Below are 21,122 nucleotides of genomic sequence, written 5' to 3'. Positions count from 1 at the left end.
GTTTATTTTCCACTAATGATCACGACATCGACGTTAATAAATGAAAAAGACTAGATGTGAGTCTTACAGACATTGTTGTTCACGCGTCTGCCGTTTGTAGTCTGCCTCAACTTGAAGTTGTAAAGGTTCTGTTCTAATTCCTATTTGGTGAACAAAATTGTCAATCGCTTTACTATTTTATGGGGAAGGACGAGCTATTAGAACAAAAAGAAAAAACGACATTGCTGCCGCTTTCTTATGGATTGATTTAATTAAACAAATTTAGGATTAATTTTTAAAAATGGCTGGTTTTTTGGAACTGCCTCTCCGACAGGAGTTGGCTCCTCTACGACACGCTCAATTTCCGCCCCGATGGATGCCAATTTATTTTCTAAATTTACATAGCCTCGGTCGATATGATGAAGGTCGACAACACGTGTATATCCGTCTGCAACGAGACCAGCTATAATTAATGCAGCACCTGCTCTTAAATCTGTCGCAAATACTTCAGCACCTTGAAGATTCGTGTGACCTTTAATGATTGCCGAGCGACCTTCTATTTTGATATCTGCGTTCATACGACGAAATTCTTCAACGTGCATAAAACGATTTTCAAATACGGTCTCGGTTATGACACTTGTTCCGTCTGCTCTCATGAGCAATGCCATCATTTGGGACTGCATATCCGTTGGAAATCCAGGGTGTGGCATTGTTTTTATATCAACTGGCTTTAACTTTTCAGGCCCTATCACATTCAACCCGTTTTCTCGTTCAACAATCGTTACACCCATCTCTTCCATTTTAGCAATTAGTGGACGTAAATGTTCTGATACTGCTCCTTCAATAAATACATCGCCGCCTGTAATTGCAGCTGCTGCCATAAAAGTTCCTGCTTCAATTCGATCGCTAATGACTGTATGTTCAGCACTGTGTAGTTCTTCAACACCATCGATACGAATGGTACCCGTACCTACTCCGCGAACTTTTGCACCCATTGCATTCAAATAATTCGCTAAGCAAACGATTTCCGGTTCTTTTGCAGCATTTTCAATCACTGTCGTTCCTTCTGCTAACGACGCTGCCATCATTATATTTTCTGTTGCACCGACGCTAGGGAAGTCTAAATAAATCTTGGCGCCTTGTAGTTTCCCATCGACGAACGCTTCAATAAAACCGTTGCCGATCTTTACTTTTGCACCCATCGCTTCAAATCCCTTTAAATGTTGATCAATTGGCCGCGACCCAATTGCACAACCACCGGGCAATGCAATTCGGGCGTGGCCGCGTCTCGCAAGCAGAGGTCCCATGATAAGGAACGATGCGCGCATTTTTCGAACCGCTTCGAACGGTGCTTCTGTTCGAATTTCATTTTCTGCATTAATAAACATTTTATTTCCATAAAATTGAATATCACAGTTTAAATTTTCCAATACTTCTTTAATCGTATATACATCAGCAAGGGCAGGCACATCATAAATAGTGCTCGTTCCTTGTTTTGCTAAAATTGATGCAGCTATGACAGGCAGTACAGCATTTTTTGCTCCTTCGACTTTCACGGAGCCTTGCAGCCGACTACCACCACGGACAATGATTTTTTCCAACGTATTCCCCTCCGCGTCGAGTTAGTTTCTATATTAGTATTCAGCTGTTAAAATAGGTGTTCCAATCAGTACACGAGTTGGCTTGTTTAACCCTTGGTCTCGTAGTGCGATTTGAAGATTCATCTTTTTATGATTGGTTGTAATTGATGTATCCCATTGATTTGTATATGCGGAGAGAGAAACAAACGACTCTTCCTCAAGACTTTCGACAAAATTCGCACGCAACAGACGCATTATATTTTTCGATTGAGTATTCACAGCAATCTCCATTGTATCATTGAAATTTCCAGTTACACAAGTGGAAATTGAGGGATTTTCTAAAAATAGTTCTGACGTACGAGTCGAAAAAAGCGAAAATATGTCGTTCTTCATACTCTCTAGCCAATCATGACCCATCATTTCGTATGAAATTTTCGTTTCGTATTGATTGTGATTGTGATAGGTTAAAATTGAAATCGACTCACGGATTTGACCACGAAGTGAATGTCTCGTTCCTTCGATTTTTATGCTGTCGCCTTCATTGATAGGTTCTTCCCATTTAAAATCATTCGCAATCTGTTTTATATCGTTTACTGTTGATTTATACCCTTCGCGATTAGAGATCAAACCGTGCTTATCTTTTGCTTGCAAATGCCACGTGTCGATTTCGGCGCCAACTTCGTTCATTACGGATACAATTTGTAAAAGTGGTTTTATATTTTTGTCTTTGTTTGAAACTGGATATGACTCATGTTGACCCTTGAGCGCATGTATACTTATCATTAATCCAATGATCGTAAAGATGCTTCCCACATGTTTCATGAACAACGACTCCTCTCCTCATTAGCGGTTGTTCAAAGTTTTTTTGAACACCTACTATTAACAATCTTGGTCAAGAAGTGGTTGTTCATACATGGAAGTTATCGTCAACTTTCGACGTTTCAGACTGTAAATATGTATTTAATCCACGTCGCCCATTCTAAATAATGAATAAAAAAGTTTCCGACTAATGAACCAATGGCTATGGTAAGTAAGATGAGGAGTGCTTTTGCTTGGGGTCCGTTTGGGTTTTTTACGAATAAGTCTATCTTAAACGCTTGCAATGCCCACCAAGTTATGACGATGATAACAAGAACGATAACGATATTAACGATCCCTTGAATCGCAATGCTTTCCATCGGATCACTCCTTATGGAATTATTGCGGGCAGAAAAAACACCAAGTGAAAACGCTCACTCAGTGCTCATCTGTTTACTCCGCTACTTCCAAACGGTTTAAGGCACGCTTTAAAGCGTTTTCCGCTCGGACAAAATCTATTTTTTCTTGTTGTCCTTGTCTAAGTCTTTCCTCTGCCCGTTCTTTTGCCTTCCTTGCACGTTCAACATCAATTGTAGAAGGTAATTCAGCTGCCTGTGCCAAAATTGTAATCTCGTCAGGTCTAACTTCAATGAAGCCACCGTGGACAGCAACCAAATCAGATTTTCCGTCATTCATTAAGCGAATTGGATTGATCGTGAGTGGTGTTACGAACGGAATATGATTCGGTAAAATTCCGAGTTCTCCGCCAAGTCCTTTCACACTCACCATTTCTGCTTCACCGCTATAAACGGGACCGTCTGGGGTGACAACACTAACTTTTACTTTACTCATGTGAAAACCCCTCCTTACGTAACGACAGGTGCTCCACCTCATCAACCTGTTATTCAGTAATCCAAATTCAATCATTTACATTCATGATCGATATGGACCATCGTACAGATGTGTTATCCTTGCTTATCACCAGATTATCTGGTGATAAGCATCCTCAAGTCAGGCTGAATAGTTAGGAATTTACGTCGTTATACTTCGACTCCCATTTCTTTTGCTTTTTCGATTACTTCCTCAATCCGTCCGACGAGACGGAAAGCATCTTCTGGGAGATGGTCATACTTTCCTTCAAGAATTTCTTTAAATCCTTTTACAGTTTCTTCTACAGGTACGTAAGAACCTGGTTGTCCTGTAAATTGTTCAGCTACGTGGAAGTTTTGTGATAAGAAGAATTGAATACGGCGTGCACGTGCGACCGTTAATTTATCCTCATCTGACAATTCATCCATACCTAGAATTGCAATAATGTCTTGCAATTCACGATATTTTTGAAGTGTTTGCTGTACTTGTCTGGCAACATTGTAATGTTCTTCACCTACAATTTCTGGTGAAAGTGCACGAGACGTTGATGCGAGCGGGTCTACAGCCGGATAGATTCCTTGCTCTGAAAGTTTACGCTCCAAGTTTGTCGTTGCATCTAAGTGAGCAAACGTTGTTGCCGGAGCTGGGTCAGTATAGTCATCCGCTGGCACGTAAACGGCTTGAATCGATGTTACAGAACCAACGTTTGTTGATGTAATTCGTTCTTGCAATTGTCCCATTTCCGTTGCGAGTGTAGGCTGATAACCAACCGCAGATGGCATCCGGCCAAGAAGTGCAGATACTTCAGAACCTGCTTGTGTAAACCGGAAAATGTTGTCGATAAACAATAGGACGTCTTGACCTTGTTCATCACGGAAATACTCAGCCATTGTAAGCCCAGTTAGAGCAACACGGAGACGTGCACCTGGTGGTTCGTTCATTTGACCAAATACCATCGCCGTTTTATCGATTACTCCAGAATCTTTCATTTCAAAGTACAAGTCGTTACCTTCACGTGTACGCTCACCAACACCTGCGAAAACAGAAATCCCACCGTGTTCTTGAGCGATGTTGTTAATAAGTTCTTGAATTAATACTGTTTTTCCTACACCTGCTCCACCGAATAGACCGATTTTTCCACCTTTAATATATGGAGCGAGAAGGTCAACAACTTTAATTCCTGTTTCTAAAATCTCTGTTTTTGTTGAAAGGTTTTCGTATTTTGGTGCTTCACGGTGGATCGGATCACGGCGTTCTTCTTCTGGAATTGCCTCACCGAGATCAATGTGATCACCTAGTACGTTAAACACGCGTCCTAACGTTACATCACCGACTGGAACGGAAATCGGTCCACCTGTATTTACAACTTCCATGCCGCGTTTTACACCATCAGTTGACGACATCGCTACCGTACGGACTGTATCATCACCAAGATGTAAAGCAACTTCAAGTGTTAAATCGATGTCCGCTTCGGACTCTGATTGCGCTTTATAATCAATTTTCAGCGCGTTGTTTATTTCAGGGAGAGCGCCGCTGTCAAACTTAACGTCAACGACGGGACCCATTACTTGAACAACTCGTCCATTGCTCATCGTTTTCCCTCCTAATTATAATCGCTAAAAAATAAGATCAGCTTTCGAGCACTTCTTTTAACAAGACTATCGATCGCTTGTGAGTAATATAGAAGTCACACATTCTGTGAAAACACGTCAAATCTTCCTTAAACCTAGCGCACATCAATATGCTCGTGTTGACGTTGCAACAACAGTTTTTCTATGCAGTGAGTAGCTGCAGCCTTAAGTCGAATAAGCTAGATGGTTATTCTAATGCTGCTGCCCCACCGACAATTTCACTAATTTCTTGTGTGATTGCTGCTTGTCGTGCACGGTTGTAAGCAAGTGTATATGAATCGATAAGTTCTTCCGCATTATCTGATGCGCTTTTCATTGCAGTCATTCGTGCTCCGTGTTCACTTGCTTTAGCATCAAGCAGTGCACCATAAATCAAGCTTTCAGCATATTGCGGGAGTAACTTATTTAATATTTCTTCTTCTGAAGGCTCATATTCATATGAACTTAATGTTGTTTGTCCCTGCTGTAAATCTGTAATTGGCAATAGCTTCTTTTCAGTTACTTGTTGTGAAATCGCACTGACGAAGTGATTATAGTACATAAATAGTTCATCATACACACCCTCACTAAACAAGCTTACTGCGTTCGAAGCGATCGCTTTAATTTCAGAAAACTCAGGTTGATCTTTTAACCCGACAACAGATTCAACGACAGGCATACCACGTTTTTGGAAAAATTGTAACCCCATTTTTCCGATTGCAATGATTGCATATTCATCTTTCGATGTATGGCGTTCTTCGATCGTTTGTAAAACTTTACGAATGATGTTGCTGTTGTATGCGCCAGCAAGCCCACTGTCAGCAGTTATGACTAAGTAGCCTGTTTTCTTAACTTCACGACTTTCTAACATCGGATGTGTTGCACTTTGGCTACCGAGAGCGATACTCGCAACAACTTCTTGTATTTTATCCATATATACGACAAATCGTTTCGCATTCATTTCAGCTCGGCTTAATTTTGCCGCGGATGTCATTTCCATTGCTTTCGTAATTTGCCGCATTTTTTTTGTTGAATTAATTTTAGTTTTAATGTCGCGTAAAGATGCCACTTGCTAATTCACCACCTTATTATGGAGGTTCGTCATGTACACAATTGCAGAAGCGCGTAACTTACTGCAATACACAGGATATACAAGTGCCGCCATTTCCATAATTTGTTGGTTTTTAGGCGGCGTACCGATGACACGTATCCTGGAAGGACATGCACAAACTGTGATGCAAAATGTTTAAATGTTTATTTTTTATTACTTGTTACGAATGTTTTCTTAAAGTCTGTAATTGCTTCGTTAAACTTTTCCTCATCTGGTAACTTACCCGTTTCACGAATCGTGTCGAGAATTTCTTTCCGATTATGTTCGAGCCACGTGTAGTAATCTTCTTCAAAACGCGAGATATCTTCTACTGGAATATCGTCAAGGAATCCACGTGTTAACGCATATAAAATCGCAACTTGCTTCTCAACCGCTAACGGTTTATGCAATCCTTGCTTTAAAACTTCAACTGTACGTTCACCACGATTTAAGCGAGCTTGTGTTGCTTTGTCAAGGTCTGAACCGAATTGAGCGAACGCCTCGAGTTCACGGTAAGACGCTAAGTCAAGTCGAAGTGTACCAGCAACTTTTTTCATCGCACTAATTTGTGCTGATCCACCGACACGTGATACAGATAAACCTGCGTCTACAGCTGGACGCACACCCGAGAAGAATAAGTCAGATTGTAAGAAAATTTGTCCGTCTGTAATTGAGATTACGTTCGTCGGAATATATGCTGAAACGTCTCCTGCTTGTGTTTCAATAAATGGAAGGGCTGTTAATGAGCCGCCACCAAGTGCATCACTTAGCTTAGCGGAACGCTCTAGCAAACGTGAATGCAAGTAGAAAACGTCACCAGGGTACGCTTCACGGCCTGGAGGACGACGAAGCAATAAAGATAGCTCACGGTAGGCAGCTGCTTGTTTCGATAAGTCATCATAGACGACAAGTACGTGCTTTCCGTTATACATAAATTCTTCACCCATTGTTACACCTGCATAAGGTGCAAGGAACAATAGTGGTGCTGGCTGTGAAGCTGTCGCTGAGACGACAATTGTATAGTCAAGTGCACCGTGTTGGCGAAACGTTTCTACGACGCCACGAACGGTTGATTCTTTTTGTCCGATTGCAACATAAATACAAATCATATCTTCATCTTTTTGATTGATGATCGTATCAATGGCAATCGAAGTTTTCCCTGTTTGTCTGTCTCCAATAATAAGCTCACGTTGTCCACGTCCAATTGGAATAAGCGCGTCGATCGCTTTCTGACCTGTTTGGAGAGGTTCATGAACGGACTTCCGATCCATTACTCCTGGTGCTGGGCTCTCAATTGGACGGGTTTTAGTTGTTTCAATTGGACCTTGACCGTCAATCGGTTGGCCTAATGAGTTTACGACTCGACCGAGTAATTCTTCACCGACAGGAACTTCCATAATCCGCCCTGTCCGTTTTACTTCGTCACCTTCACGGATGTCTGTATACGGTCCGAGAATAATAATCCCAACGTTATTTTCCTCTAAGTTTTGGGACATGCCCATGACACCGTTTGAAAATTCAACGAGCTCTCCTGCCATGACGTTGTCAAGACCATGTACACGAGCGATACCGTCACCCACTTCGATAACTGTACCGACTTCGCTTACTTCGATTTCACTTTCATAATTTTCAATTTGCTTTTTTATAAGCGAACTAATTTCTTCAGCATTGATGCTCATGAAAATTCACCCCTATCATCATAGTGTGGTACGATACGATTTCGGGTAATAGACATTCAATAAGGACTCCTTTTGAATTCACACTATTACACGTTTGTCGCAGTGATTTGGCGCTTTAAACTTTCTAGTTTACCACTTACACTGCCGTCAAAAATTTGATTACCAACTCGTATTCTTAATCCGCCAAGCAAATCAGGATGAACAATGTTTTGCATACGCAAGCTTTCTTTCCCAACTTTTTCAGCGATTATTTTTGAAATTGTTTGTTGCTGTTCTTCGTTGAGCGGCGTAACGGAGTATACAACCGCTTCTGCTACATTTCGCTCTTCCATCGCAAGCAATGAAAGTTGTTTCGCCATTTCAGCGATGCTATCGCCTCGCTTACGGTCAAGCATTAAAAAGAGTGTGTTCAATACTTCATTTGAAATTTTATCTTTTACAAAATCAACAAGTAACGATTTTTTTTGTTCTGTTGTAATTTTCGGATGTGAAAAAAAATGATTAAGCTCCTCATTGTTAAAAAGCGTTTGAATAAGTTCAGCTTCTTTTTCAGCTTGAGATAAAGCTCCTTTTTCTTTCACTAACTCAAATAAGGCAACAGCGTAACGTTTCGCTACGAGTTCATTTCCCATGCTCATCGTTCTTCGCCTACCTCTTTAAGGTATTCATCGATTAACTGCGCTTGAGCTTTTTCATCAAGTTCTTTTTCAATAACTTTTGATGCGATCATAACTGAAAGTGAAGCCACCTGTTCTTTAAGGGAATTGATCGCTGCTTCTTTCTCACGTTCGATTTCAGCCACCGCTTCTTTCTTAATACGTTCAGCTTCATTTTTCGCATTCGCAATAATTTCTTTACCTTGGTTTTCACCAAGTTGTTTTGCATTTTCAATCATCGTTTGTGCTTCTTCACGCGTTTTCTTTAATTCACTTTGTTGTTCAGCTAAAAACCGCTCTGCTTCCGCGCGATTTTTTTCTGCTGTTTCGATTTCCGATGAAATATGTTCTTCGCGCTGCTTCATGATGCCCATTAATGGTTTCCATGCGTACGCGCGTAACAATGCAAGTAAAATGAGGAAAATAAGCAATTGAGCTATAATTGTGCCGCCATCGACGACTGCGCCAATTGTCAAAAATTCCACTTTTTTCACTCCCTTCGAAGTCTACGTAACGAAAAGGTTAAGATGCAAGTCATCCTAAATATTGTAATACTCTTTCGAGTACGGAACCTACTTTTGAAACTTCTTATCGTTGCTGCAAAGTTTGTAGAGGCTCTTATTGCCATATACTCATCACAATTTGTGGCAAAGCGAGCCGTAGAAGCTAGACAACACGAATGGCGAAGGTCCCATTTCTTCTAGAACAGACTTCGCCATTATGAAACACGACTAGCTAAAGCTATGTGGTTGTTAACTACCCATAACCATAAATGCAATAACAACAGCGATAATTGGAATAGCCTCAACTAGTGCGATACCGATAAACATTGTCGTTTGAAGTGTCCCACGTAGTTCTGGCTGACGTGCAATTCCTTCTACTGTACGACCAACAATAATTCCGTTACCTAAGCCGGCACCAATTGCCGCTAATCCTACTGCAAGTGCAGCTGCTAATGCTCCCATTCTAAATGTCCTCCTTTTATTTGTACAAAAAATAAAATAGTTTTTTCATTTATAATTAATGGTCATCAGCCACTTTATTAGCTAAATAAACCATTGTTAACATTGTAAAAATAAACGCTTGGATTGCACCGATAAATAAACTAAACCCTTGCCATGCAAGCATCGGAATTGCTCCTCCAATTGCACCAAAAAAGCTGCTTGTCATCATCGTAGCTAGAAGTCCCATCAATACACCGCCAGCAAACATGTTCCCATAAAGACGAAGACCAAGCGTAAGTGTGTTTGCAAACTCTTCAATAATTTTCAATGGAAACATCCACCATACTGGCGTTATGAATGTTTTACCATACCCTGTTAGACCTTTCATTTTCACTCCATAATAATGCGACAGAACAACAATTAACGTGGCCATTGTTAACGTCAATGTTGGATCGGCTGTCGGAGTTGTCCACCATAATTCATTATCTCCAAGTACGATTGAAAATGGTAATCCGAGTGCGTTTGCAATGAAAATATACATAAGTAGTGTAACGCCAAGCGTTAAGAAGCGTCCACCTGTCTTCCAGTCCATCGTACTATTAATCATACCTTTTACAAAGTCGAAAACCCACTCAATAAAGTTTTGCATACCAGTCGGTTTAAGTTGTAAGTTTCTCGTTGCGACTATCGCGATAATAAAAACGATAACAGCAGCAATTGTCGACATAAGTATCGTCGAAAGATTAAAAACTAGACCAAACAGTTCTACTTCTGGATTGTTGTATTCCAAAATCTATTCACCTCACTTCCAACCGAAGACTGTTATGAGTTCAAAATTGAATCTATAAAAATAATAATGTAACCAGTCATAAGACCGATTATCATACTAAACAAATGAAATACGTCTGGAAATTGAAATACGATAAACACGGCTAATCCCGCTAAAGCAAACCGTTGCATCATCCCTACTGAGCGAACTTTTCTTCCTTCGACTGCCGCATCACTAGCTTTTTTAACTCGATAAGATAAAAAAAGAATATTTATAAAGCTAATAATTGTTCCTAAAATAAGACCAAGAAAAACATCTTGATATGAGGTGAAACCCCAGCCTAAAACAAAAAATGCTAATAGGTAAGCGGCATATGACAAGTAACGACGGACTAGATTTTTTTGAAGCATTGCTTCTCTCCTGTTGCCGATTTCTTTTCTTACAAATAAGGAATGCATGCATAAGCGGGGTATCCCAACTGCAATTTCATAATAATTATAATGTTAGCCATTATATGTATCCTTAGATAGAATACAATAGGGTATAATGCATGTCAACGAACGTTTTTGAGAATATTTCTTGCTTTCTGCAGGTTGTGACAATTTAGCCACACTTTTACTATTTCGTCCCAAACAGTCGATCTCCTGCATCACCAAGACCTGGAACGATATACCCCTTATCGTTTAATGAATCGTCAAGTGCAGCTAAATAAATATCAACGTCTGGATGTTCTTTTGTTATTTTTTCCACTCCTTCTGGAGCAGCGACGAGACACATCAGCTTAATGTTTCTTGCTCCTCGTGTCTTTAATGCATCAATGGCAGCAGCAGCAGAACCTCCTGTCGCTAGCATCGGATCGATGACGATAAATTCTCGTTCATGGACATCGGACGGCAGTTTCACATAATATTCAACAGGTTGCAATGTGTCGGGGTCGCGATAAAATCCGACATGACCTACTTTTGCTGCCGGAATCAATCGTAATACACCATCTACCATCCCGAGACCTGCTCGTAAAATTGGAACAAGCCCGAGTTTTTTACCAGCAAGTACATAGGATTTCGCTTCACGAACAGGAGTTTGAACGGAAACTTCCCTCACCGGTAAATGTCTCGTAATTTCAAAAGCCATTAACATTGCGACCTCGTTCACTAGTTCTCTTAATTCTTTCGAGCCTGTTTTAACATCTCGTATGTATGTAAGTTTGTGCTGGATGAGTGGATGTTCAAGTACGTTTACCTTTCCCACTGCGACTGCCCCCTTTAACGTTGCCATTGTTCATGTTGTATTTTTCTAGTCTCACAAGTACTTTACTTTCTTGACAAATATACAGAAAAACTGCGAACAATTCAACCCAAGTTCTGCTCATATCTTTCTTTAGAAACGGACACCATCCATTCCATTTGACTTTTGTGACAAAAACATGACAAACGTTTAGTTTGCATAAAAACTTAATCGAGTAGGAGGGAGTGATTAACTCCCGTCCTCTCACACCATCAGTACGTACCGTTCGGTATACGGCGGTTCCATTTAAGTCCAACGCATCGTTTCGTATCTGTTTAAAAAACTTTTCAAACCTAGACTCTGTCAATATTTATTGCCAAGTGTTCTATGGAGAACAGGACTGTTAGAGATTCTCCAGAAAGTTTCGGCTATTTGTCCATTCCCACGCTTTCCACTTGTCTATACCTAACTTCATCATGTTTGCGTTTTTTTCGTTCTCTTCCATTCTTTCCACCGAATCATTCGTAATCTCCGTCTTATCCAACTATCCATATCTCTAAATATTGTTAATGTTTCGGCTAATTGGTAATATCCTAACCATCCCACTAGGTAACGGTTCAGTCGTTCGATTCGACGTTCCATATCTATGGAATGTTTTCTTGATGTTAGCTCACGGACTCTTTGTTTAAAACGCTTAATGCTTTCTTTGTGGATACGAATTTTCGGAGATTGTTTTTCCGATGTAAACGAAAATCCAAGGAATTTTCGCTTCCATGGGCGGTCTACTCCAATTTTCTGTTGATTCACTTTAAGTTTGAGTTTTTCTTCAACAAATTTCGTGATCTTTTTCATCATTCTTAATCCCGCTCGTTTAGAGCGTACGTAAATGTTACAGTCATCCGCATAGCGAACGAAACTAAGCCCCCTTGTTTCTAACTCTTTGTCGAGTTCATCCAATACAATATTGGATAAGAGCGGACTAAGTGGTCCACCTTGTGGTGTCCCTTCTGTATTTGGCTGTACAAGTCCACGTTCCATAACTCCTGCTTGCAGGTATCGACGAATAAGTTGTAAAACTCGTCGGTCTGTAATTCTTTCACTCAATTTCTGCATCAGTCTATCATGGTTCACTTTATCGAAGAATTTCTCTAAATTAATGTCTACAACCCAACGTTTACCCTCTTTGATGTAGTTCCTTGCTTGTTCTAACGGCATCGTGTCCACGTTTGCTCGGACGGAAACCATAGCTTTGATGCGAAAATGACGGGTCATATATTTGTGTTAACACTTGTGCAATAGCTTGTTGAAGAAAACGGTCTATCACGGTGGGGATACCTGGCTTCCTAATTCCACCGTTTGGCTTCGGGATTTCGACGCGACGTACTGGACTCCGAAAGTAAGTACCAGAAGGATTAGTTCCTTTAAGTTATGCCAATGCTCGACAAAGTGCGCTCGTAGGGATTCTACTGGCATCTGGTCTACTCCATGACTTCCTTCAGATTCCACCTCACGGTAGACACCCTTGTCTTAAGCTAATCGCTACTACTGCCTTCACGGCTCAGGACTTTAACCTTATAGAATATGTGCATGCCTCGCACACCAAAAAAGGACATCTTGACACAGTCAAGATGTCCTTAAAAAATTATAAGTTTGTATACATAGGAAAGCGAGCTGTAAGTGCCTTTACACGTTCTTTCGCTTCATTAATTTTTGAGTCGTCGTTTAAATTTTTTAAGACGAGACCAATAATTTTTGCAATTTCATCCATTTCTTCAAGACCAAATCCACGTGTCGTCACTGCTGCTGTCCCAATGCGAATTCCACTTGTGACAAATGGGCTTTCTTTATCGAAAGGTACAGCGTTTTTATTCACCGTAATTCCAATCTCATCTAATGCTTCTTCAGCCACTTTTCCTGTAATGCCAAGACTCGTTAAGTTAACGAGTAGCAAATGGTTATCTGTTCCACCTGATACGAGAGAAATCCCTTCCGCTGTCAGTGCTTCGCCGAGACGTTTTGCGTTCGCAATAATGTTCTCTGCGTATTGTTTAAATTCAGGCTGTAGTGCTTCGCCGAGCGCAACGGCTTTTGCCGCAATAACGTGCATTAATGGACCACCTTGAATACCTGGGAAAATCGATTTGTCAATTTGTTTCGCAAATTGTTCTTTGCAAAGGATCATGCCACCGCGCGGCCCCCGCAACGTTTTATGTGTTGTCGTCGTAACAAATTCAGCATATGGAACGGGATTTTGATGAAAACCAGCTGCTACAAGACCTGCAATATGGGCCATATCAACCATTAAGTAGGCTCCAACCTCATCTGCAATTTCACGGAACTTCACAAAATCGATCGTTCTTGGATACGCACTTGCCCCAACGACGATTAATTTCGGTTTATGTTCTTGTGCTTTTTGACGAACGTCCTCATAATCAATATATTCGGTTTCTTTATCAACACCATACTCTACGAAATTGTAGAGAACTCCACTAAAATTCACTGGGCTACCGTGTGTAAGGTGTCCACCGTGTGCTAGATTCATGCCGAGTACTGTGTCACCTGGCTCTAACACTGTAAAATAAACGCCCATATTCGCTTGCGCCCCTGAGTGTGGCTGTACGTTTACATGCTCCGCACCGAAAATTTCTTTCGCACGATCACGTGCTAAATCTTCGGCAATATCAACATATTCACAACCCCCGTAATAACGACGCCCAGGATAACCTTCTGCATACTTGTTCGTCAATACCGATCCTTGTGCTTCCATCACTGCTTCACTAACAAAGTTTTCCGAAGCAATTAATTCAATCTTGTCACGCTGTCTACCAAGCTCTTGTTGAATCGCATCATATACTTGTTTATCTGCATGGTGTAAATGTTTCATCATAAACTCCTTCCAATTCCCTTCCGAATGATCTATGTTTCAACAATAATCGATTTCTCGTTGGTTTTCAAGCTAAATGCGAATCTTTTTAATGAAATCTGTATGAATGTACGGGTTTTGCTAGTAATCTGTCATATTTTCATATTGGCTCTAATTGTAACATAACCAAACTTTTTTATATTATAGGTTATCAAATATAAGAATGTTAAGTATTGAAACTTTTTTTAGATTCTGTCAGTTCTATCATTGAGGTGAATCTTATGAGCAAATATATAGCAAGTTTTTTAATTTTATTTACGATACTCATTACAGCTTGTGGACCAACAGGAGGTGACCCGAAGAGAAACGATCATCCACCGTCGATTGTGCAATCGACTGCACTTCCACCGCCTGAAGTTGAACGAAAGGAGGGTGACTTCATCTACAAGCTTTATACGGAAAAAGGGATGTACGATGAATATGAAGACACGTCGATTATTGCTGAGCTAACATATGTCGGAGATGAAGAAACGATTGAAATTTTTCATGCAGAAACTCCGCTAACCTTCGCCCTTGAAGAACGAACCCGTAACGTAAAAATCGAAACACTCATCCGTGACATCGGTGTAACGAGCAAGTTAAAAAAAGATGTACCTTTAATTAAAAAATATACTGTAACAAAAGGACATGTTTTTGAAGACGATAAAGCGAGCGTCAAGTTTTTCAAAACAGTAAAAAAGAAAGGTCTGCCTGATGGAGAATATATCATTCACGGATTTGCTGATTTTTCTGACAAAAATAAACATTACACTATCAATGGTGAAATTGGGTTTACGGTTATAAAATAGGAAAGTCCACAAGTAAGCTTGCTATTTGCTTGTTACTCTTCGTTGCTAGTGGGAAAAACAATCAATCACCAACATCGATGCTTCCACTCCCACCTAAAAACTTTATACGGAGTGGTTTTCTCTGAGCTTACTTACGTTGGTCGTAAAGACTTGATTCTACACCTTTTACTTTTTCACTAAACGAAAAACACAAAACGTCAAAGCTTTACGAGCATAGTGCCTCAATGACCAATGACCAGAACATTAAAAAAGCTGAACCCTTTAATCAAAAACACGATGTTTCAAAAGGATTTGTTGTCAGAGTCAACAAAAAAGAAGGACTATCGGCTGGTGAATATGTCCTTAATGAAAGTCTAACTTTCGAGGAGAAAATTATAAAATAAGCGATGAGATTGGATTCATTTTAATTTTATAGCCGGTTTGCAAACATGCATAAACCGGCTTAACGTTTATATTGAGCCCGCTCTCCACCAATGAGTTTTGGCCTTGTCGTTGCGAGTGTAACGTATGCTTCACCGATGTGGCGGATGGAAGTACGTAACGGAACGGCAACTTGTTTTAGATGCATACCGATCATCGTGTTTCCGATGTCAATCCCCGCATCAGCTTGAATCTCTTCAACGACGACAGGATTATGCATTTGATTGAAAGCAAAGGAAGCCATAGAACCCCCCGCAGATGGAACAGGAATAACAGTGACCTTTTCATAACCACGTTTTTCAGCTTCTGCTTCGTCAATAACGAGGGCGCGATTTAAATGCTCACAACATTGGAATGCGAGTGTAACACCTGTACGTTTTTCAAAATTTATTAATGGTCCATAGAGTGCTTTTGCAATATGAATCGCACCTGACGTGCCAATCTGTTTACCAATCACTTCGCTCGTGCTCGCTCCAATGACGATTAAAGAATTCGGTTTGAACGTGACGAGCTTTTCAAATTGCTGCAAAAGCTCATTCATTTGTTCTGTTACGTGTTCCATTCTTTTTTCGCCGTCCTTCACAATTTATTGCTTTTCTTCGTATTGTTTAATTTTATTTACACGTCGTTCGTGTCTGCCACCTTCATATTCTGACTCAAGCCAAGTTTTCGCAATTTCTCTAGCTAAGCCTGGTCCAATGACACGCTCACCCATCGCTAAGACATTACTGTCATTATGTTCACGTGTCGCTTTCGCTGAAAATACGTCATGAACGAGGGCACAGCGAATCCCTTTCACTTTATTCGCACTTATCGATACGCCTATTCCGGTTCCGCAAATGACGATGCCGCGGTCTGCTTCTCCATTGGCGACTTTTTCCGCAACAGGAATTGCAAAATCTGGGTAGTCTACAGAACTTTCATCATGGCAACCCACATCATCATATTCAATATTCAATTCCTCTAATAGCTTTTTAATTTCTAGTTTTAAAGTAAACCCGCCATGATCAGATCCAATCGCGACTTTCATGTATATTCCCTCCGTTGCTGTTCGTCTCTATTGTCATTCTAGTATAAATTTTTTAATCGTTTCATTCAATCTATCCGCTTGCTCTGCTAAATTAGAAACGGTTTTTTCGATCTTTTCAATCGCTTCTGTTTGCTGTTCTGTTGCGATTGCTACTTCGTCAGCACCTGCCGAGGTCTGTTCTGCAATAGCTGCTACTTCTTGAGATTGCTGTGACGTTACTTGTACGCTTTCCATTTGACGATTAACGAGCGTTGCAATTGTATTGACTGATTTCGTTACTTCATTGACGGACTGACTCATTTCTGCAATCGCTTTTGTCGTTTCCTGCCCTTTAGCTGCTTCGGTCGTAGCAAGTTCAACTTGATGATTCATTCGACTCACAACATTTGCCACTTCCGACTGGATATTATGGACGTTATTCGTTATCTCTTGTACCGCATTGCCGCTTTCTTCGGCGAGCTTTCGGACTTCTTCTGCTACAACCGCAAAACCGTGACCGTGTTCACCTGCTCTTGCTGCTTCAATTGAAGCATTTAAAGCGAGTAAGTTCGTTTGTTCAGCAATTTCTCCAACGAGCGAAATAATTTGTCCGACCTCTTTTGCATGATTTTCTAGACGAGAAACAGCGGTCAACGACTCTTCTGAATCAGTAGCGACCCGTTGAACACCTTCAACAAGCGACTTAACGACGTCTTCGCTCTCTTGTAACGTTGTGACCATTTCGCTGGCTAGTTCTTTTTGTCCTTTTGCTTCTTTTTGGACTTGTAGCGCTACTTCTGTAATATCTTCCATTGATTCAGCAGTCGCTTGTACTGCAACTGCAGATTGTTCGGCTCCAGAGGCAATTTCTTGAATCGTCGTTTTTACATTTTCAGCTTGTCCAAGGACATGTTCAACCGCACCTGTCATTTCTCTTACTTTTTTATCCGTTTCCGTAAAGTTATTTTTAATATCGCTTACAATTTGACGTAAATTCGTCAGCATGTCATTGTATGCGACGGCTAACTGTTTAATTTCATCGGATGTGTTTGGAATCGGCGCATTATCTTTTATATTTCCACTTGCAGCTGTTCTCGCCGCTTGCTCTAGTTCGATCATTGGCTTTGTAATCACACGTGCTGAAAAATATGCAAGAATACCTGTCCACATAATCCCCGCTGCTAACATAATCGCCATATACACCATTTCATTCATTTGTACATTAAAAAAGTCATACACAAAAAAAACAAAAAAGGCTGTCGAACCATATGTTATGATTGCAAGTGTAGATGTAAATATCGCGAGCTTTTTTTGCAACCCCCACTTTACTCTCTTAATGTCATTAGCCACTTCTTTTCCCCCTCGCTTTATTTCTCTATTTTTTTGATTAGCTTGTCCATGAGTGATGCGAGTTCAGCAAACGTGTTCCGATACATTTCAGGCGGTCCGCCAAACGGATCTTGGACGTCAATATTATTATCGTCAGCTTCAACGAATTGTTTTAATGTATGTATATGATCTTTATATGCAGGAAATAGTGCTTGCAAACGGGCTTTATGTTCCTCTGTCATCGTTAAAACGACATCCGCCCAATTCAGCAGAGATTCGTTCACTTGTTTGGAACGATGCTCACATGAAATTCCTTTTTCCTTTAAAACTTGAACTGTTTGTTCACTTGCAGGTCCACCATCAAACGCAAAAAGCCCTGCTGACTGAACTTCGATGTCTTTCTTTTTATGCTTTAGTAGGGCTTCAGCCATAGGGCTTCGACATGTATTACCAGTACATATAAAAAGAATCTTTTTCACAATTAACCTCCTCTAAATAACGATATTACACTACTGATCACCTACATTCCAATCGATTCGAAGAAATCATTGACAATTTTCTAACGACTACCGATTCGGCCTTATGACAGATAATGGATCATTATTTTTACACCGAATGCTAGTAAAATGATACCTCCAATCGTAACGCTATATCCTCCGAAAAAAGTATGAAACTTACGTCCTAGCAACAAACCAACCATTGTTAACATTGTACTGATGCAACCAAATAATAAGACAGTCACAACGACACGTGCCCCAAACATACCTAGACTTAACCCAGCAGAAATACTATCGATGCTAACTGTTACGGGAAAGAGAAGTAAACCGATGCCATACGGCATAATGACAGACATACGCTTATTAAACTGAAAAGCAGAGCGGATCATTGTTAATCCAATTAGGATAAGTAAAATTCCGCCAGCAATCATCGCAATCTCACCAAAATGAGTCGTGAGCACTTTTCCAATCGACATACCGATTAAAGGCATAATCATATGAAATAGACCTGACAACATCGAAATGAGAGCGATACGTTTTATGCGGAGGTTTAGCATACCCATGCCTAATCCTAACGAAAAGGAATCCATCGAAAAAGCAAAAGCCATTGCTCCAATTGTAATGAGTTCGCCGATTACATACGCTACATCCATCGTGCTCCTCCTAAAAGCATAGCTTTTATAACGGTATGCTCAGTGAATAGAAAATAGACGAGTCTTCACTTTTGCTATAATAAGAAGAAAACTTATACATGAGGAGAGAAACGAATGAGCGTACATAAGGCTATTACAAACCATGTCAATCAACAACATCAGATTATTAAAACTTTTTTAGAATTAGATGAAAAGCGGGAAGTTGCAATCGAAAAAGTGCTTAAAAAAGCAAAAGCCGGAAAAGATTTTTCCACGAAAAAAATTAATCTTATTACTGACGAAATAAATGAACTTAGAAAAAGCGGATTGACTCCCGAACGAAAATACGTATCACACGAAATGGTACTCGATTACGTGAGTAAAAAAAAGTAAAGGAAATCGGTTGTGTGCCGATTTCCTTTCACATGATCTACACTCGAATACTATGAAAATGATGTTTACACAATCATTTTCGTTGCTGCTTTTTCAAGACGATTCATAATGGCGACGCCAATCCCTTCTTTCGGAAACGATTCGCTAATAATGACATCAACGTTTTCACGATCAAACTGGCGTAATGTTGCATACAGTTGTTCTGCAACTGTTGATAACTCGCTACGGCTTCCACAAGCTAAAACCCGATCAGCTTTGTAGGCATTTACATTTTCAGTCGTCGTTAATATTCCAACACGATGCCCTTTCGCTCGTTCTTTTGCAATCCATTCATGAAGTCGATGTTCATTCCCATAAACGACATATAGGGGTGCCAATGGTGCATAGTGTGTATATTTCATTCCTGGTGACTGCGGAGAATGTATATCTGTTAGCACTGATTCGTGAACATGACATTTACCGATAATGGTCTCTATTTGCTCACGTGTAATCCCGCCCGGCCTTAAGATCGTTACGTTCTCGCCATCAATTTGTACTACGGTTGACTCTACGCCAATCCCTGTTCGTCCCCCATCAACAACACCAGCGATTTTATCGTTTAAATCAGCGATCACATGTTTTGCAGTCGTCGGGCTTGGTTTTCCTGAACGATTCGCACTTGGTGCGGCAATCGGAATGTTCGCTCTTTCAAGTATTGCAAGGGCAACCGGATGATTCGGCATACGAACAGCTACGGTTTTAAGTCCAGCTGTTGCCCTCTCACTTACTTGTTTCCCTTTCGGTAAAATGAGCGTTAAAGGCCCCGGCCAAAACGTTTCGATCAGCTGCTTTGCAACTTTAGGAACAGAAGCAACGATTTCATTTAACTGTTCCTGTGAATAAATGTGGATAATGAGTGGATTATCCGTTGGTCGCCCTTTCGCAGCAAAGATCTTATTAATCGCTTCATCAGAATACGCATTCCCACCGAGTCCGTACACCGTTTCCGTAGGAAATGCAACGACTTCATTTTGTTGTAAAAGTTGTGCCGCTTCTACAATAGAATCGTCTTCAATTAAATTATTCACATCATTATCCACTGACCACCATTTTGTTTTCCCTAATTTTTCCACAATGTCACTTCTTTTCTTGAGGTTTTATCTGTTTTTGTTCATAGCTCCTAGTAATTATACACATTTTGTGGATAATTACTTAATATTGTTAACAACTTAAAAGATTTCTTTTAATTTTGTCCACAGGTTACTAAACCATTCAACGATAAAAAAGGTGACTTCAATACTTTCTTTAAGTTCGTCATTGTCTTTCTCATTTTCATTTTCAACGGGCTTATCATTAAAATCATCCTCTTCTTCTTTTACCGCTTCACCGTTGTCAATGTCAAGAAAACAAAGTGGCGGAAAGAGAACACACCACCAATTCGCACCTGAACCATCACCTAGCGTAATTAGCACTGTTTCATACTCACCAGCTGGATAGACGATATTACCATATAGCTTCGTTGGAAAGGCGAATGATCCGAGCTGAACAGAATATGGTAAGCTAATACCTGCTTTTTGCAGCTCTATTTTAACGAGTTCACGGATGTCTGGCAAATGCTTTTCGATTTCATCTCGTGCTTGATCAACAGACCGATAATGTTCAACCCATGACGTAATTTCAGCACGGACTTTATCACGAATGATCCGCTTCACTTCTTGATCTGCATCAGAGTTACTATGTGCTAATATGCGAAGGCGAATGGCATCTTCTGGAATGATATTCGCCTCTAGTTTTCGCTCTGCTACTGGCGCATAAATAGATGCATAAACAACCGCTATTGATAGAAATAAAAAAATGATTGCTTCACGTTTCATCGGTTGCACCGTCCTTTCAGCCATCAGTTTGGACAGCAATACACCGTTATAAACGAAAAACAATCCGTGAAATTATTGC

Annotated in this window: 24 protein-coding genes and 1 pseudogene; 3 read left to right on the top strand and 22 right to left on the bottom strand. The window is 40.4% G+C overall.

Features of this window, described 5'->3' with window-relative positions; translation table 11 throughout:
* Nucleotides 1–251: 251 nt before the first annotated feature.
* The 6 genes from murA to atpG form a co-directional block, all read right to left on the bottom strand.
* On the bottom strand, nucleotides 252–1,580 hold the full coding sequence (murA, locus tag ABU914_RS05625; protein WP_379668754.1) for a UDP-N-acetylglucosamine 1-carboxyvinyltransferase: 1,329 nt from the start codon (nucleotides 1,578–1,580) through the stop codon (nucleotides 252–254).
* A 33-nt stretch (nucleotides 1,581–1,613) separates the two neighbouring features.
* On the bottom strand, nucleotides 1,614–2,381 hold the full coding sequence (locus ABU914_RS05620) for a YwmB family TATA-box binding protein (RefSeq protein ID WP_379668753.1): 768 nt from the start codon (nucleotides 2,379–2,381) through the stop codon (nucleotides 1,614–1,616).
* Nucleotides 2,382–2,500: 119 nt separating this feature from the next.
* A complete protein-coding gene (locus ABU914_RS05615; RefSeq protein WP_379668752.1) occupies nucleotides 2,501–2,737 on the bottom strand; it encodes a DUF1146 family protein in 237 nt (78 codons plus the stop codon).
* A 73-nt stretch (nucleotides 2,738–2,810) separates the two neighbouring features.
* Nucleotides 2,811–3,209: a F0F1 ATP synthase subunit epsilon gene (locus tag ABU914_RS05610; RefSeq protein WP_379668751.1), complete on the bottom strand. Its 399-nt coding sequence runs from the start codon at nucleotides 3,207–3,209 to the stop codon at nucleotides 2,811–2,813.
* Nucleotides 3,210–3,397: 188 nt separating this feature from the next.
* On the bottom strand, nucleotides 3,398–4,819 hold the full coding sequence (gene atpD, locus ABU914_RS05605) for a F0F1 ATP synthase subunit beta (protein ID WP_379668750.1): 1,422 nt from the start codon (nucleotides 4,817–4,819) through the stop codon (nucleotides 3,398–3,400).
* 226 nt (nucleotides 4,820–5,045) lie between these two features.
* On the bottom strand, nucleotides 5,046–5,906 hold the full coding sequence (gene atpG / locus ABU914_RS05600; RefSeq protein ID WP_379668749.1) for an ATP synthase F1 subunit gamma: 861 nt from the start codon (nucleotides 5,904–5,906) through the stop codon (nucleotides 5,046–5,048).
* 34 nt (nucleotides 5,907–5,940) lie between these two features.
* Here atpG and ABU914_RS05595 point away from each other — a divergent pair, with 34 nt between their 5' ends.
* Nucleotides 5,941–6,087: a hypothetical protein gene (locus tag ABU914_RS05595; RefSeq protein WP_379668748.1), complete on the top strand. Its 147-nt coding sequence runs from the start codon at nucleotides 5,941–5,943 to the stop codon at nucleotides 6,085–6,087.
* A 4-nt stretch (nucleotides 6,088–6,091) separates the two neighbouring features.
* Here the strand turns inward: ABU914_RS05595 and atpA are convergent, their stop codons facing one another.
* The 9 genes and pseudogenes from atpA to glyA form a co-directional block, all read right to left on the bottom strand.
* Nucleotides 6,092–7,606, bottom strand: coding sequence for a F0F1 ATP synthase subunit alpha (gene atpA, locus ABU914_RS05590; protein WP_379668747.1), 1,515 nt, complete (start codon nucleotides 7,604–7,606; stop codon nucleotides 6,092–6,094).
* A gap of 86 nt (nucleotides 7,607–7,692) precedes the next feature.
* Nucleotides 7,693–8,244, bottom strand: a complete 552-nt coding sequence (locus ABU914_RS05585; RefSeq protein WP_379668746.1) for a F0F1 ATP synthase subunit delta — start codon at nucleotides 8,242–8,244, stop codon at nucleotides 7,693–7,695.
* Entirely contained in the window at nucleotides 8,241–8,747 is a 507-nt protein-coding gene (atpF, locus tag ABU914_RS05580) for a F0F1 ATP synthase subunit B (protein ID WP_379668745.1), read from the bottom strand. Before atpF ends, ABU914_RS05585 begins: the two co-directional genes overlap by 4 nt.
* Nucleotides 8,748–9,014: 267 nt before the next feature.
* Nucleotides 9,015–9,227, bottom strand: coding sequence for a F0F1 ATP synthase subunit C (gene atpE / locus ABU914_RS05575; protein WP_379668744.1), 213 nt, complete (start codon nucleotides 9,225–9,227; stop codon nucleotides 9,015–9,017).
* Nucleotides 9,228–9,282: 55 nt separating this feature from the next.
* Nucleotides 9,283–9,996 carry a F0F1 ATP synthase subunit A gene (gene atpB, locus ABU914_RS05570; RefSeq protein ID WP_379668743.1) on the bottom strand — a complete coding sequence of 238 codons (714 nt, stop codon included), beginning with the start codon at nucleotides 9,994–9,996 and terminating at the stop codon, nucleotides 9,283–9,285.
* Between the two features lie 32 nt (nucleotides 9,997–10,028).
* On the bottom strand, nucleotides 10,029–10,385 hold the full coding sequence (locus ABU914_RS05565; RefSeq protein ID WP_379668742.1) for an ATP synthase subunit I: 357 nt from the start codon (nucleotides 10,383–10,385) through the stop codon (nucleotides 10,029–10,031).
* 208 nt (nucleotides 10,386–10,593) lie between these two features.
* Entirely contained in the window at nucleotides 10,594–11,223 is a 630-nt protein-coding gene (upp, locus tag ABU914_RS05560; protein WP_379668741.1) for a uracil phosphoribosyltransferase, read from the bottom strand.
* A 339-nt stretch (nucleotides 11,224–11,562) separates the two neighbouring features.
* A pseudogene (ltrA, locus tag ABU914_RS15485) lies at nucleotides 11,563–12,705 on the bottom strand (group II intron reverse transcriptase/maturase).
* A gap of 136 nt (nucleotides 12,706–12,841) precedes the next feature.
* The gene (gene glyA, locus ABU914_RS05545; protein ID WP_379668740.1) at nucleotides 12,842–14,083 is read right to left on the bottom strand and encodes a serine hydroxymethyltransferase; all 1,242 of its coding nucleotides are present in this window, start codon (nucleotides 14,081–14,083) and stop codon (nucleotides 12,842–12,844) included.
* A gap of 260 nt (nucleotides 14,084–14,343) precedes the next feature.
* On the opposite strand from glyA, the gene ABU914_RS05540 reads away from it, so the two are divergent.
* Nucleotides 14,344–14,910 (top strand): hypothetical protein, encoded by a 567-nt coding sequence (locus tag ABU914_RS05540; RefSeq protein WP_379668739.1) that lies wholly within the window; start codon nucleotides 14,344–14,346, stop codon nucleotides 14,908–14,910.
* A 442-nt stretch (nucleotides 14,911–15,352) separates the two neighbouring features.
* Here ABU914_RS05540 and ABU914_RS05535 read toward each other — a convergent pair whose 3' ends face one another.
* From ABU914_RS05535 to ABU914_RS05515, 5 genes are all read right to left on the bottom strand, one after another.
* On the bottom strand, nucleotides 15,353–15,892 hold the full coding sequence (locus ABU914_RS05535) for a TIGR01440 family protein (RefSeq protein ID WP_379668738.1): 540 nt from the start codon (nucleotides 15,890–15,892) through the stop codon (nucleotides 15,353–15,355).
* A gap of 24 nt (nucleotides 15,893–15,916) precedes the next feature.
* Complete coding sequence (gene rpiB / locus ABU914_RS05530; RefSeq protein ID WP_379668737.1) at nucleotides 15,917–16,360, bottom strand: ribose 5-phosphate isomerase B; 444 nt, start codon at nucleotides 16,358–16,360, stop codon at nucleotides 15,917–15,919.
* A gap of 33 nt (nucleotides 16,361–16,393) precedes the next feature.
* Nucleotides 16,394–17,689: a methyl-accepting chemotaxis protein gene (locus ABU914_RS05525; protein ID WP_379668736.1), complete on the bottom strand. Its 1,296-nt coding sequence runs from the start codon at nucleotides 17,687–17,689 to the stop codon at nucleotides 16,394–16,396.
* Between the two features lie 17 nt (nucleotides 17,690–17,706).
* A complete protein-coding gene (locus ABU914_RS05520; RefSeq protein ID WP_379668735.1) occupies nucleotides 17,707–18,147 on the bottom strand; it encodes a low molecular weight protein arginine phosphatase in 441 nt (146 codons plus the stop codon).
* A gap of 101 nt (nucleotides 18,148–18,248) precedes the next feature.
* Nucleotides 18,249–18,818, bottom strand: a complete 570-nt coding sequence (locus tag ABU914_RS05515; RefSeq protein WP_379668734.1) for a manganese efflux pump MntP — start codon at nucleotides 18,816–18,818, stop codon at nucleotides 18,249–18,251.
* A 114-nt stretch (nucleotides 18,819–18,932) separates the two neighbouring features.
* Here ABU914_RS05515 and ABU914_RS05510 point away from each other — a divergent pair, with 114 nt between their 5' ends.
* The gene (locus tag ABU914_RS05510) at nucleotides 18,933–19,190 is read left to right on the top strand and encodes a DUF2533 family protein (RefSeq protein ID WP_379668733.1); all 258 of its coding nucleotides are present in this window, start codon (nucleotides 18,933–18,935) and stop codon (nucleotides 19,188–19,190) included.
* A gap of 65 nt (nucleotides 19,191–19,255) precedes the next feature.
* On the opposite strand, the gene ABU914_RS05505 is transcribed toward ABU914_RS05510, so the two are convergent.
* Both ABU914_RS05505 and spoIIR read right to left on the bottom strand, forming a co-directional pair.
* Entirely contained in the window at nucleotides 19,256–20,302 is a 1,047-nt protein-coding gene (locus ABU914_RS05505) for an L-threonylcarbamoyladenylate synthase (protein ID WP_379668732.1), read from the bottom strand.
* Between the two features lie 96 nt (nucleotides 20,303–20,398).
* Nucleotides 20,399–21,043 (bottom strand): stage II sporulation protein R, encoded by a 645-nt coding sequence (gene spoIIR / locus ABU914_RS05500; RefSeq protein ID WP_379668731.1) that lies wholly within the window; start codon nucleotides 21,041–21,043, stop codon nucleotides 20,399–20,401.
* Between the last annotated feature and the right edge of the window lie 79 nt (nucleotides 21,044–21,122).

It is taken from the genome of Pueribacillus sp. YX66 (genome assembly GCF_041725775.1).
Taxonomy (GTDB): domain Bacteria; phylum Bacillota; class Bacilli; order Bacillales; family UBA6769; genus Pueribacillus.
The sequence above is the reverse complement of the archived record's forward strand: the minus strand, read 5'-3'. Positions and strand labels throughout refer to the sequence as shown.